Source organism: Streptomyces gottesmaniae, assembly GCF_031845845.1.
GTDB classification, from domain to species: Bacteria; Actinomycetota; Actinomycetes; order Streptomycetales; family Streptomycetaceae; genus Streptomyces; species Streptomyces akebiae.
In genome coordinates this window covers 314,296-326,820 of record NZ_JAVRFJ010000004.1, presented here as the reverse complement: position 1 = coordinate 326,820, position 12,525 = coordinate 314,296, and the positions used below count along the sequence as shown (strand labels likewise).

12 protein-coding genes and 1 pseudogene are annotated in these 12,525 nt (G+C 70.4%); 6 read left to right on the top strand and 7 right to left on the bottom strand.

The genetic code is table 11. The annotated features are described in order from the left end of the window. Positions 1-28: 28 nt before the first annotated feature. Positions 29-367 carry a winged helix-turn-helix transcriptional regulator gene (locus RM704_RS07355; RefSeq protein ID WP_033532041.1) on the top strand — a complete coding sequence of 113 codons (339 nt, stop codon included), beginning with the start codon at positions 29-31 and terminating at the stop codon, positions 365-367. A 12-nt stretch (positions 368-379) separates the two neighbouring features. Here RM704_RS07355 and RM704_RS07350 read toward each other — a convergent pair whose 3' ends face one another. The 7 genes from RM704_RS07350 to RM704_RS07320 form a co-directional block, all read right to left on the bottom strand. Then, complete coding sequence (locus RM704_RS07350) at positions 380-1,138, bottom strand: SDR family oxidoreductase (RefSeq protein WP_033532042.1); 759 nt, start codon at positions 1,136-1,138, stop codon at positions 380-382. Beyond that, a complete protein-coding gene (locus RM704_RS07345) occupies positions 1,135-1,923 on the bottom strand; it encodes an enoyl-CoA hydratase/isomerase family protein (RefSeq protein ID WP_033532043.1) in 789 nt (262 codons plus the stop codon). Before RM704_RS07345 ends, RM704_RS07350 begins: the two co-directional genes overlap by 4 nt. Beyond that, a complete protein-coding gene (locus RM704_RS07340) occupies positions 1,920-3,563 on the bottom strand; it encodes an AMP-binding protein (RefSeq protein WP_033532044.1) in 1,644 nt (547 codons plus the stop codon). Before RM704_RS07340 ends, RM704_RS07345 begins: the two co-directional genes overlap by 4 nt. Continuing rightward, positions 3,560-5,305 carry a CocE/NonD family hydrolase gene (locus RM704_RS07335; RefSeq protein ID WP_033532045.1) on the bottom strand — a complete coding sequence of 582 codons (1,746 nt, stop codon included), beginning with the start codon at positions 5,303-5,305 and terminating at the stop codon, positions 3,560-3,562. Before RM704_RS07335 ends, RM704_RS07340 begins: the two co-directional genes overlap by 4 nt. A 397-nt stretch (positions 5,306-5,702) precedes the next feature. After that, positions 5,703-5,897 (bottom strand): hypothetical protein, encoded by a 195-nt coding sequence (locus RM704_RS07330; RefSeq protein WP_311590249.1) that lies wholly within the window; start codon positions 5,895-5,897, stop codon positions 5,703-5,705. 238 nt (positions 5,898-6,135) lie between these two features. After that, positions 6,136-7,014, bottom strand: coding sequence for an alpha/beta fold hydrolase (locus RM704_RS07325; protein ID WP_033532046.1), 879 nt, complete (start codon positions 7,012-7,014; stop codon positions 6,136-6,138). A gap of 127 nt (positions 7,015-7,141) precedes the next feature. Next, positions 7,142-7,843: an SDR family oxidoreductase gene (locus RM704_RS07320; RefSeq protein ID WP_033532047.1), complete on the bottom strand. Its 702-nt coding sequence runs from the start codon at positions 7,841-7,843 to the stop codon at positions 7,142-7,144. Positions 7,844-8,086: 243 nt separating this feature from the next. Here RM704_RS07320 and RM704_RS07315 point away from each other — a divergent pair, with 243 nt between their 5' ends. The 5 genes and pseudogenes from RM704_RS07315 (at position 8,087) to RM704_RS07295 (ending at position 12,362) form a co-directional block, all read left to right on the top strand. Then, positions 8,087-8,296, top strand: coding sequence for a WHG domain-containing protein (locus tag RM704_RS07315; protein ID WP_192829854.1), 210 nt, complete (start codon positions 8,087-8,089; stop codon positions 8,294-8,296). A gap of 150 nt (positions 8,297-8,446) precedes the next feature. Then, positions 8,447-9,016 (top strand): TetR/AcrR family transcriptional regulator, encoded by a 570-nt coding sequence (locus tag RM704_RS07310; protein ID WP_033532048.1) that lies wholly within the window; start codon positions 8,447-8,449, stop codon positions 9,014-9,016. Between the two features lie 162 nt (positions 9,017-9,178). Then, positions 9,179-9,447 (top strand): annotated as a pseudogene (locus RM704_RS07305) (IS5/IS1182 family transposase); the annotation flags it as partial. A 258-nt stretch (positions 9,448-9,705) separates the two neighbouring features. Next, complete coding sequence (locus RM704_RS07300; RefSeq protein WP_033532049.1) at positions 9,706-11,349, top strand: serine/threonine-protein kinase; 1,644 nt, start codon at positions 9,706-9,708, stop codon at positions 11,347-11,349. After that, on the top strand, positions 11,346-12,362 hold the full coding sequence (locus RM704_RS07295; RefSeq protein ID WP_311590214.1) for a hypothetical protein: 1,017 nt from the start codon (positions 11,346-11,348) through the stop codon (positions 12,360-12,362). Before RM704_RS07300 ends, RM704_RS07295 begins: the two co-directional genes overlap by 4 nt. Positions 12,363-12,525: the final 163 nt, after the last annotated feature.

The window sequence follows — 12,525 nt, the reverse complement described above, 5'->3', positions numbered from 1 at the left end:
AACTGCACTAATGGGCTACGATCGAAAAATGACTGCTGAATCCCGCCTCCCGGAGTGCGGCGTCGCCCGGTTCATCACGCTGCTCGACGGGCCGTGGGCCACCCTCATCGTGCGCGAACTCCTGCGCGGGCCCCATCGCTTCACACAGCTGCGCGACGCGCTGCCCGGCATCAGCCCGCACACGCTGACCAGCCGGCTGCGTCAGTTCGAGAGGCACGGCATCGTCACGCGCACCGCCTACGCGGAGATCCCTCCGCGGGTCGAGTACCGGCTCACCCCGCTCGGCGAGGGACTGCGCGCCGTCCTCGACACCATGGCCGCCTGGGCCGTGACGGTCCCCGACGGCGAAGCCCCCGTCACCGCGTGATCGTCGAAGCCGCTACCGGATCGAGGATCCGATGGAGATGCCGCCGTCCACGTCGAGGACGACACCGGTGATGTAGCCGGCTGCTTCACTGGCGAGGAAGGCCGCGGCTTCGGCGATGTCCTCGGGCCTGCCGGTGTGGCGCATGGGGACCTTGTTCGTGAGCTTGTCGCGTGCGGGGCCGTTCATGGAGGCGAGCATGGGGGTCTCGATGAGGCCGGGGGCGATGGCGTTGGCGGTGATGCCGTGGCGAGCGCCCTCCAGCGCGAGGGTGCGGGTCATGCCGACGATGCCCGCCTTGGCGGCCACGTAGTTGGTCTGGCCGAAGTTCCCGCGCCAGGACATGGAGGAGAAGCTGACGATGCGCCCGTAGCCCTGCCGCTTCATCGGGCCGAACGCGGCGCGGGCGCAGTGGAAGCCGCCGGTGAGGCTGACGCCGACGACCGCGTGCCAGTCGTCGTCGGTGATGTCCTCGACGCGGTTGTCGCGGATGATGCCGGCGTTGTTGACCAGCACGTCGAGGCGGCCGAGATCGCCGGTGACACCGTCGATCCAGGCGTTGACCTGGGCCGAGTCGGTCACGTCCACCCTGTCGGTGCGGAGTTTCGCGTCGTGGGCGTCGGTGATGGTCCCGGCGGCGTCGGTGAGGGCCTGCTCGTTGACGTCGGCCAGCGCGACGGTGGCGCCTTCAGCGGCGAACCGGGTCGCCATGGCCAGGCCGAGACCCTGTGCGGCGCCGGTGATGGCGACGACCCGTCCCTGGTAGCGATTCACTTGGTGTCTGCTTTCGTGGTGGGGGGAGCGAGGAAGGCCCGCAGGGCGTCGGCCACCGAGCTCGCCTGCCAGTTGTCGGCGAAGGTGGCCAGTTCCTCGCGCAGGGCCTGCTCGGGGGCCATGCCGTCGATCCGGTGCAGCAGCGTCTTGAGCCGTTGCTGTGCGGGGCTGTGGCGGTCGGCCAACTGGTGGCAGATACGGGTGGCGGTGGCGTCGAGGTCGGCCTCGGGCACGATCGCCTGGATCCATCCGGTGTGCTCGAAAGCGGTCGCGGGCAGCAGCTCGCCGGTGAGCAGGAGCCGGCGGGACAGGCCCCGCCCGACCGCGCCGGGCAGCCTGACGCTGGACCCGCCGGCCGGTACCAGACGCCGTTGGAGGTGACCGTCGCCGATCAGCGTGGTGTCGGCGGCCACGACGACATCGCAGGCCAGCGCGAGTTCGAGGCCCCCGGCGACGGCATGACCGTGCAGCACGGCGACCCAGGGTTTCGGGCTGGCCGCGATACGGCTGAAGCAGGCCGACACGTCGGTCAGGAAGTCGACCGGGTTCTCGCCCCGCTCGTGCAGGTGAAGGAACTGGTGGAAGTCCCCGCCGGCACAGAAGCTCGGTCCCTTGCCCGCCACCGCGACGACCGCTGTGCCGGGGTCCGCCTCGGCGCTGGTGATCTGCTTGTCCAGGGCTTCTATCAGGGTGACGTCGAGGGCGTTGCGCCGCTCGGGGCGGTTGAGCAACAGCCACCTGACGGGGCCGCGTTGCTCGACGATGAGGGGGTCCGTGTCGGTCACTGTGCCTCTCGGCTGGAGAGTTCGGCGCGTCGGCGGTTGCGCAGCAGGTAGCGCTGGGTCTTGCCGCTGGGCGTCTTGGGCAGGGCGTCGATGAAGTGGATCGAGCGGGGGTAGGCGTGGGCGGCGTAGCGGGTCTTGACCAACTGCTGTAGTTCGCCGACCAGTTCGGGTGAGCCCTCGCCGCCGTCGCGCAGGACGACGTACGCCTCGATGACCTCGCCGCGGACGTCGTCGGGCGCGCCGATGACGCTGCACTCGGCGACGGCGGGATGCTGGGCGAGGACGCTCTCGATCTCGAACGGCCCGATCCGGTAACCGGCCATGATGATGACGTCGTCGTCGCGTGAGGAGAAGAAGAAGTCACCGTCGGCGTCGACCCGCCCGGCGTCGCCGGTGAGGTAATAGCGGCCGTCGGGGGTGAACTTGGAGTGGCTCTGCCCGGGGATCTGGTAGTCGCGGAAGGTCATCAGCGGGCTTTCGGCGACGTCGATCGCGACCCGGCCGAGCACGTCCGGGCCGGCGGGCTCGTCCTTGTCGTCGGCCAGGACGGTCAGGCTCCAGCCGGGCACCGCCCGGCCCATCGACCCCGTCTTGAGCGGACGGGCGAGTTCGGGGTGGTGGTGGTTGGCCAGGGGCATGCCGACCTCCGTCTGGCCGAAGTGGTCGTGCACGGCCAGGCCGAGCGCGGCGCCGGCCCACTCGTTGACCTCGGGAGTCAGCGGCTCACCCGCGCTGGACGCCCGCTCCAGACGCAAGCCTTTTGGCACAGGCACCGACGAGGAGCGCAGTCCCCGGTACACGGTGGGGGCGGCAGCGAAGTCGGTGACCCGGTGGTCGACGAGGGTGCGCCAGGTCGTCTCGGCGGAGAACCCGCCGGACAGCAGCAGGCTGCGCATACCGGCGGCCATCGGAGCGACGATGGCGGAGTACAGCCCGTAGGCCCAGCCGGGGTCGGCGGCGCACCAGTAGCTGCTGCCCGGGGTGACCCCGAGACCGTACTCCAGGTAGATCTGCCATCCCGCGATGTAGGAGACGGGGTGGATGACGCCCTTGGGCTTGCCGGTGGTGCCCGACGTGAACATGTGCACCAGCGGGCCGTCCCCGCTCGTGGTGACCGGGGGCACCGGCTCGGGCGACGCGGCCGCGACGAGGTCGTCCAGCGACATGTCACCGAGCGAAGTGCCGGCTCCGGTGACGACGATGCGGCGCTCAGGGTCGTCCGGCATGTCGGGGCCCGGGTCGAGTTTGTGGCGCTGGTCCGGGTCGACGACGACCACGTGCGCACCGGCTCCCTCCAGACGCAGGGCGATGGCCTGGGGTGCGAACGCCGTGAACAGCGGGACGTAGACCGCGCCGAGCCGCCAGATCGCGAGGATGACCGTGATCAGGTCGGTGCTCTTGCCCATCAGGGTCGCCACCCGGTCACCCGGTCCGACGCCGAGGCCCTGCAACGCCCGCGCACAGCGGTGCGAGTCCGCGGCGAGCTCGCCGAAGGTCAGTGCGGAGGTCTTCCCGGCGCTGTCGACCACGGTGAACGCCGTGCGGTCGGCGGGGTGACGGTCGCACAGCAGCCCGGCGACGTCGAGTGAGGGAGCCGCGAAGGTCGCGGTCAGCTCGGCGACGCGGTCCGCGGCGCTCACGAGTGGTCCTTGCGGTCGATGACCGGCAGTACCAGACGGCTGGGGTGGTTCGGCCCGTGGTGGATGTGGTTGATCGCGGGAATCATCTGCTCCTCGCCCTCGTGAGCGATGACACCGCCGGTGTTGGTGTTGCGGTCGTAGCGGGGGAAGTTGCTGCTGGAGACGTCCACGCGGATGCGGTGACCGGGCAGGAACACATTGGAGGTGGCCGTCATGTCGATGGTGATCTCGTAGACCGTGCCCGGCTCCATCATTTCTTCCGTGGCCAGGCCGCCCCGGTAGCGCGTGCGCAGGATCCCGTCGCACAGGTTGATCGCCTTGCCGTCGGGGAAGACGTCGACGAGCTTGGCGGTGAAGTCGGTGTCCACCGCCGACGAGGCGACGAACAGGGTCAGGCTCACCGGGCCGGTGACCTCGACAGCCTCCTCCAGTACGGGCGTGGCGAAGCACAGGACGTCATCGCGGGCGGCGACCGTCCGCTGGTCGACGGGGCCGCAGAACCCCGGCGTCGTCGGCATCGACGCCCCGCCGGCCGAGGGAACCGGGCGGCGCGGATCGTAGAGGTAGGTCTCGTGCCCGGCGTCGGTGGGCGCCTCGGTGGTCAACACGCCGTCGCCGTCGGCGGTGTTGGCGCGACCGGTGCTCGTGAGGTGGAAGTCGGTCCACCTCGTGTCGGGCAGCGGCCACTCCTGCTCGTCACGCCACTGGTCGATGCCCATCACGAAGATCTTCACCGGCGCCACGCCGTCCAGAGCGGTGGTGTCGCCGCGCAGCCAGCGGTCGAAGAATTTCACATGCAGGTCGGTCAGGCCCATCATCTGGGCGTCGGCCAGCGGGCCGAAGGACCGGTCGGAATAGACGCCACTCGCGGACATGTGGTCCCACGGACCGATGATCAGCCGCTGCCCCTCACGCGCTTGGACACTGCCCGCCTGCTCGCGGGCGGTGGTGTAGGTGCGCAGGGTCTGGCCGATGTAGAGGTCGTACCAGCCGCCGATGTTCAGCGCCGGAGCGGTGACGTTCTTCAGCTCGGGCGTGAGCTCCATGGCGTCCCAGTACCCGTCGTGGGAGGGGTGGGCCATCCAGTCGTCCCACCACTTCCCGTACTCCCTCAGGACCGGCACCTCGGCCGTCGGCAGCACGTCGTTGAGCGACTCCATCGACAGCGCTGCCTGACCGAGTTCCTGCAGGTAGGGCAGGGTGTCCTCGCCGAGGGTCAGAGACCGCCGCGCGTCAGCCCCGTACATCATGATGTTCCACATCGTGACCAGGCTCAGTGAGAGGGCACCGCCCGGGGAGTACCAGGGTGCCTCGTAATTGTCGATCGAGGTGTAGGCCGGCGCGATCGCCTTGAGACCCGGGGCGCCGGTCACGGCGGTCTCCCACTGGACCATCCCGAGGTAGGACGGCCCGTACATGCCCACCGTGCCATCCGACCACGGCTGCTCGGTGATCCAGGCGACGGTGTCCTCGCCGTCGTGCCGGTCCGCCATATGAGGAACGAACTCGCCCTCCGAGCGGTACGTGCCCCGGCAGTCCTGCACCACCAGCGCGTAGCCGGCCTCCAGCAGAGCCAGAACGTTGGGCAGGGCGCCAAGGCCGAGGATGGTCGACTCCTTGCTGTACGGCAGGCGCACGAGCAGGGTCGGAGCCTTCCCCTCGACCGGACGCCACACGTTGGCGGCGAGGGCCACGCCGTCACGCATCGGAACTCGGACATCTATCTCGTACAGGTGCTGCATCGGTGCTCCTCGTTGAGCCGACGGCATGGTGGGTGAATGCGGGTACGTTAAGAGGTACGTTCGTACCCTGTCAATTACCGCACGCGGTGACCTCGCCTTATTTCCTCCATGGGGGTTCTCGGGCGCCCGCTGTTCGGTGTTGGGGTCAACGTCTTCGACGTGACGAAGCCAGGTCGGGGCATCCGCCGAGTCCGCGATCGCCTGGCTCCACGGCCCTCGCCCAGAGCCGGGCGGGCGAGTCTCCCGCTCGCCGCGCCAAGGTCACCGTGATTACCGCTCTGCGGACTCCTGGGTTGCGGTGGCCGGCATCCGTAGCACACAGCCGCCCGCCGCTGCTCGATCAGCGATCGAGCAGCGGCGGGCGGCGTCGGTGTCCTGGTGCCCTGTCAGCGCGGAATCACCGGCAGGACGATGCGAGAGGGTCGCTCGGGGTCCTGGTAGATGTGCTGGCGGGCCACTCGGGCCGTGGTCGTGCTGTCTTCGGGTTCTCCGGTGTTGAGGTTGTGGTCACAGCGGGGGAGTTGCTGGAGGTGGCCAGCACGCGTATGCGGTGCCCTGCGCGGAGGACGATGCTGGTCGACCACAGGTCCACGACGTGCTCGGTCGGCTCGCCCGGCGTCGCCGCGCGCACCCGCACGACGCGGCGGGGCGGTAGACATCGGCGTGCAGCACCGTGCCGTCACGTATCTCGGCCGGAACGTCGACCTCGAACCGGATCCTTGCCGTGTGCTGCACCCTCGCGTGCGATGACGGTGTCACGCGACATGGTCGAACCCGGCCACCCTCACGCATTACACCGAACGGGGGTGGTCACAGCGTTCGCGGGGTCGTCACGCCGCCGCGTTCAACAGGTCGGCCAGCACCTCGGGCCTCTCCAGGGCGATGAAGTGGCCCGCCCCCGGCACCTGTGTGAAGTCGGCGGCGGGCAGCAGGTCCTTGTTGGCCAGCCTGTCCGAGGGCCGGGACCAGTCGTGCTCCCCGTAGACGAGGTGGATGGGTGCCTTGACCTCGGGGTAGCGCGAGCGGGCCGCGATGAGGCTGGGCAGGCTCTGGTACACGGCCCGGGCGACGGTCGGATAGCCGGGGCGGCTGCCCACCTGAAGGAGCTCGTCCACGTAGTCGTCCCGCAGAGCGGCCTTGTCGCCCAGGCCACCCTGGAGGATCTTGGTGAGCGCGGGCTTGGGCTCGACCCCGGCGATCACCGGGCCCACTCCGGGCAGGAGAACACCGGTGATCACCACGCGGGCGAGGAGGCTGGACCGGGCGATTCCGTCGCGGAAGTCGTACGCGTTGACGGCGACGACACGCCGCACCCGCTCCGGAAGGTCGGCCGCGGTGGTCAGGGCGAGGACCGCCCCCATGGACTCCCCGACCAACGTCACGTCCTGGAGGTCGAGTTCGGTGAGGAGCCGCTCGACGCCCGCACACATGGCCGGCTCGTCGTACGACGCCCCGGGCACGATCTCGGAATAGCCCATCCCCGGCAGATCCAGGGCGTACACGGTGTACCGGTCCGCGATCAGCGGGATGAGGTGGCGGTAGTGCTCGGCCTGGGTGCGCACGGTGTGCAGCAGGACCAGCGGGGCACCGGTGCCAGCCTTGAGGTACCGCAGCGTTCCCTCGCGGCCGTCACGTCCCGTGCGCGGGGCGATGGTGTGGGTCGTGGTCCCCGGAACGTGGATCGTGGGCCGGGTTTCCTGGCTGGGCATCTCGCGGACTCCTCGTGTGTGATCGTGCGTGAACGGGTGAGCGCTGGTCTTGGGTGACTCGGGTGCGGTCCGGCAGGGGCGTGAGGGACCGGGGCGCGCGGCGCCGGCGGCCCTCACGCCGTGTGGCCTACTTCGCCAACTGGGGGTACAGCCCGGCCAGGTCGCCGGCGAGGCCTGCCTTGACCTGCCGCGTGATGTCGTCGGCGAGGACCTCGTGCGCACCTGTCTCGACGCCGTCGAGGGCGAGCGCGGCGACGTCGCGCGGGTCGGACTTGGGGCCCTCGGCGCCCGCCGCCAGGTCGGTGTCCACGTATGCCACGTGCAGTCCGGTGACGGCGATGCCGCGGGGCTGGAGCTCCAGGCGCAGGGAGTTGGACTGCGACCACAGGGCGGCCTTGGAGGCGCTGTAGGAGCCGCCGAGGGCCAGCCAGGAGAGCACGGAGTGCACGTTGAGGATGTGGCCGCCGCCGTTGCCCTCGATGATCGGTACGAAGGCCCGGGTGAGCAGCAGCGGCCCGTAGAAGTTGGTCTCGAACTCCCGGCGTACGTCGTCGACCGGGGAGTCGAGGAAGGAGGCGCCGACCGCGGCACCGGCGTTGTTGATCAGTACGGTGACATCCTGTGCCTGTGCGGCGGCGGCCGCCACGGAGGCCGGGTCGGTGACCTCCAGCGCCACCGGGACCGCGTCGGGATGCGTCACGGTCCGCGGGTCGCGGGCCGTGGCGTACACCTTGCCGGCGCCGCGCGCGTACAGCTCCTCCACCAGGGCCTTGCCGATGCCGCGGCTGCCGCCGGTGACGAAGACGTTCGCGCCCTTCAGAGCGGTCATGACTGCCTCCACAGAGTTGGAAACTGATCGGTTTCCACTACAGTAAACCGATCGGTTTCCGAGCGCAAGTCGTACGAGGGACGGGATCCTCGTCGCGAGCGCGAGTCGGCCATCCGCGGGGGAGCGCTGCGGCCCGGCGCGGCCCTCGGACCCCTACGGCCACCGGCCTCTCGATGTCCTCCTCTTCCGGTACGTGACCCTCCTTGATGCCGAACCGGTCGTGCGGACCGGCCGCGTGAGGTCGTGGAGGCGTACCGGCCCCTCGTCGACGCTGTGCGCTGGGGGCGGCGGGACGGGCAGTTCGGTTCCGCGTCCGAGCCCGAGGTCATCGCGCTGTCGGTCCGGGGAACGGCCCACGGCCTGGTCTCCCTTGTGCTGTCCGGGAACGAGCCGCCGGGGCTCGCGGTCGCCGACTGCTACGAGCGGGCGCTTCGGGCGCTGGTGACGGGGTGACGGGGTGGCGGGGGTGGCGAGGAGTCGGTTCCGGGCGCGGCGGAGGTGACGTGAGCCGGGATCGGCGCACCTGCCCTCGGTGCGCGCCTGGGCTCCGATGTCGGAAACCGATCGTTTTCCATTTCCCGTGATTCGGGTTAATCTCGCGGTATGACCACCGAAGTGAAAGCAAGCCCGAGGGAGCGGTTGCTGGAGGCAGCGGCCACACTCACCTACCGAGACGGTGTCGGCATCGGTGTCGAGGCTCTCTGCAAAGCTGCGGGAGTGTCGAAGCGCTCCATGTACCAGCTGTTCGAGAGCAAGGACGAACTTTTGGCAGCGAGCCTGAAGCAGCGCGCTTCCGCCTTCGTCGCGACTCTCCTGCCCGCGGCGGACGACGGCCGGTCGCACCGCGAGCGCATCCTGCATGTCTTCGAGCAGGTGGAAGCGCAGTCGGGTGCACCCGACTTCCGCGGCTGCCGTTACCTGGCCGCACAGGTCGAGCTCAAGGATCAGAGTCACCCCGCGAGCCGGGTGGCCCACCAGATCAAGGCGAACCTGACGGAGTTCTTCCGTTCCGAGGCCGAGCAGGGCGGGGCGGACGATCCCGGCCTGCTGGCCCGACAACTCAGCCTGGTGTTCGACGGTGCCAGCGCACGCGCGGGAATCGGAGCCGACAAGCTCACGGGCCTCATCGCGCCCACGACGATCACCCTGCTCGACGCGGCAGGCGTGCGCTGACGCATCGTCTCTCCGGGAAGGTGTGAGGCCGCGTCCTGCCGCTCCGCACGGCGACCGCCGAAGTCCTCGGACCTCGCCGGTTCGGAGCGGACCGCGCCGTGGCCGACTGTGGATGGAGGCCGTCGCCCCACGCTCCATGGAACCGGATCATGCCGAACCCCTGCTCGGCCGGGCTCGACGCGTCGTGTGCTGACCGAGGCGCACGGCAACCGCCTGCGGATGTCGCCGACCGGTGGGCACCGCAATGCGCCACCCAGCTGCTGCCCTCAGCTGCCGCCCTTGGTCGACACTCTCGGGCCGGAGCCGGGCAAACGAGGCGGACCCCGGCGCAGGCCCTCACGGCATAGGCCGACCGCGGCTACGGCAACGACATCTGCCGCCGCCTCCTGCGCGAGCGCCGCACCACAGCGGGGATCACCCGGCGTGGCAGACGCTGAACTGCCCCCCGTCCGCGAGGCGTTGTGCAACCATCCCGACCTGCCTCCTGAAGCCGCCCACGCAACCTGCCCCCGAGCGACGGCCCACCTCTCGACCACCAAGATCATCATCGGCGGTGTCCCGGACCCGGCGATGCGCAGCGGAGTATGGCGTACCGCAACCGGAGTGGCCGAAAATGTGTCTCTCAACGCGCGGCGGGGCGATGCGCCAGAGGGTGGGGCTTCGACGCACGGTGGCCTTGGGGGGCTGTAATGAACACATGGGCATTGCCCGGATACACCGAGTCGTTCGAACTCGGGTCGGGGGCGAGCGGGCGGGTGGTCCTCGCCGTGCACGAGGAGACCGGCATGCCGGTGGCCGTCAAATACCTCAGCGAGTCTCTGCGCACCCGGCCCGGCTTCGTGCGTGACTTCCGGAGCGAGGCCCGGCTGCTCGGCGGGCTGGAGAGCCCCTTCGTCACCGAGCTGTACGAGTACGTGGAGAGCCCGGACGGCGCCGCCATCGTGATGGAGCTGGTGGACGGTGTCTCGTTGCGTGCCATGCTGAAGCGGGAGGACCCGCTCGGCCCGGAGGCCGCGCTCGTCATCCTCAAGGGATCACTGCTCGGTCTGGCCGACGCGCACCGCGTCGGCGTCGTCCACCGCGACTACAAGCCCGAGAACGTCCTGGTCGCGCCGGACGGATCCTCCAAGCTGGTCGACTTCGGTATCGCGGTGGACGCGGGCACCAGCGCGGGTGTGGCCGGAACCCCCTCCTACATGGCCCCGGAACAGTGGACCGGTGCGCCCGCCTCTCCCGCCGCCGACGTGTACGCGGCCGCCGCCACCTTCTTCGAATGCCTGACGGGCCACAAGCCGTACCGTGGCGACAACCTCGCGGCTCTCGCGTTGCAGCACGTCGACGCACCCGTTCCCGCCGACGAGGTGCCGGAAGCGGTGCGTGAGCTGGTGCGCCGGGGCCTGGCCAAGGATCCGGAAGAACGGCCCGCACAGGCCGAGGCGTTCGTCAGGGAACTGGAGGCGGCCGCCGTCACCGGCTACGGGCCCGACTGGGAGGAGCGCGGCCGTGGACGGCTCGCCGCGCTGGTGGCCCTGCTGCCGTTGCTGCTGCCGTCGACCCGGGGCACTCCCCGCACCACCACGGACACCGCTCGCACGGTCCTGCGCCAGGAGCCGGGTCGCGGCGGCGCACAGGCGTGGCTGCCCGGCCGTTCCGGCATGCTCGTCTCCGGTGCGGCACTGCTCCTCGGAGCCGTCCTCACCTTCGGGGTCCAGCACATCCCCGGCGGCACCGGGCAGGTGGCACAGGCCCTTGCCACCACCGGTGCCGAGGGAGTCGAGGACACGGCGGCGCCCCCGGCCCCGACGGTCTCCCCTTCCTCATCCCCGACACCCACCGACTCGGCCGATCCGTCGCCCTCTCCCAGCCCGCCCTCGGACGCCGAGACCACCCCTACCGATGAACCCTCGTCCTCGGCCACCACGGACGGGACCACGGAGACGACCGAGCCCGGAGGCGCGACCACCACGCCGCCACCGACGACGACTTCCCCCACCCCGGTCACCGCCCCAGCAGTCAAGGACGTCGCGGTGACGGGCTTCCGGCAGACGGGTCCGGCGACCGCCACGGCAACCATCGACATCGTCACGGACGGCACCGGACCTGTCTCCCTCACCGTCTCGTGGTACGCCGGCGACTCACGAGGACAACTCGGCACCGCGGACGGCGCGTCCCAGACCTTCGAACGCAGCGGCGCCACCCAGTACACACTCACCGTCGACCACGCCTTCCGGAGCAACGCCTGCTACTGGGCGGTGCAGGCCACAACCACCCCGACCTCCGCCGACGGCGGCGCCTCGCAGCAGCTTCTGACCAGACGGTGTGACATCCGATGACCGCGCAGAACGACGACCACAGACCCACGCCGACGGAAGCCGTCGAGCCCACGCTGGCGCTGCCGGACGCGGTGACGCTGGTGGACTCGGTGACGCTGGTGGGGGGCTTCGGCGAGGCACCCACACAGGTGCCGGCGGGCACCGAAGCCGACGAGCCCACCACGGTTCTACCGACCGCCGGCGCGTCCACCCCCACTGTGCACCTGGGCCCCGCCTCTACCGTGCGCCTCGGCTCCGCCCCCACTGTGCACCTCGGCCCCGCCTCCACCTTGCACCTCGGCCCCGCAGACGGGCGCGTCCCTGGTGACGAGGCGGCCCCGGCCGACACCGAGCACGCCGAGCACTCGGAGCACGCCGAGCACTCGGAGCACTCGGAGCACGCCGAGCACGCCGAGTACAGCGCCACCGTGCTGGGCAGCCACTGGATACAGAGACCCGAAGCCGACGAGACCCTCGTCGAGGAGACCGTCGAACAGCGCTCCGGGCCCACGATGAACGGGTCGCCGCCGCCTGATCGCATCGAAGGCACGGTGCTGCGCTTCGGCCCGGGAGTGACCAACGCCGTCGCTCAGCGAACCCACCGCACGCTGCCCGCCCTGCCGCCGGCCCCCGTACCCCGGCGCCGACGGCTGCGCCGACACGCTCTGCCCGTGCTGGTGGTCCTCGGTGTCCTCGCGTTCCTCGCCTGGCAGCGGGTCGGGCCGCCCCTCAAGGTCGGCACGGTGACGGTCACGGCGCGGCCTGCCGCCCTGAAGTGCGAGGGCACCGCGGACATCGTCGGTGTCGTCGCCACGAACGGCCGTCCGGGCACGTTCTCCTACCGCTGGATCCGAAGCGACGGCACCAAGTCGCAGGTCCTGAAAGAGGTGATGGTCCAGGGACAGAGACAGGCACGCGTGCACCTGCGATGGACCTTCCAGGGCAAGGGCCACCGCACGGCGCAAGCCGAACTGCGCATCCTCTCCGCAGGCCCCCGCACGGCCACGACCCGCTTCACGTACGACTGCTCTTGACCGCCGCTGTCGGGAGCCGTCCGCGAGTTCGCAAGAGGAATTGGCCCGCCGCAAGGGGTGATTCAGGGCTACCTGTGGGCTGGGACGTGCGGTGTCTGTGGGGGAGGACTGGCCAAGTGGTCCTGGCGATCGATGTGGCGGTGCTGGCTCGACCGGCGGCGAG